The organism is Tsukamurella pseudospumae (genome assembly GCF_001575195.1).
GTDB classification, from domain to species: Bacteria; Actinomycetota; Actinomycetes; order Mycobacteriales; family Mycobacteriaceae; genus Tsukamurella; species Tsukamurella pseudospumae.
On sequence record NZ_LSRF01000076.1, the window covers coordinates 1 to 254 of the forward strand.

Annotated in this window: 1 protein-coding gene; it reads right to left on the minus strand. The window is 70.1% G+C overall.

All coding sequences use genetic code 11. The features are described from left to right. Nucleotides 1–254: hypothetical protein (locus AXK60_RS27285; RefSeq protein WP_175400115.1), on the minus strand; the 254-nt coding region annotated here is incomplete at both ends.

The following is a 254-nucleotide window of genomic DNA, read 5'->3' on the forward strand; positions in this document are numbered from 1 at the left end:
CGGTCGCTGGTAGCTACCGAACGGATGACGTCGGCCTGCTGGGCGGACATGTTCTCGGTGAGCGCCTGGTGCGTCTTCGGGCCGATCGCCATCCGCATCCGCATGTCCTGGCGGCCGGCCATCTCGAGTGCGGCGGCCTCCTCGACGACGACCTCCTCGCTCGTGAACCGCACGCTGCCTTCGCGCTGGTGTGGTGCGCGGTCGACGCTGCTCTGCCAGCACCGTGCGGCGGCCTCGTCGGTGAGCGCCTCGAT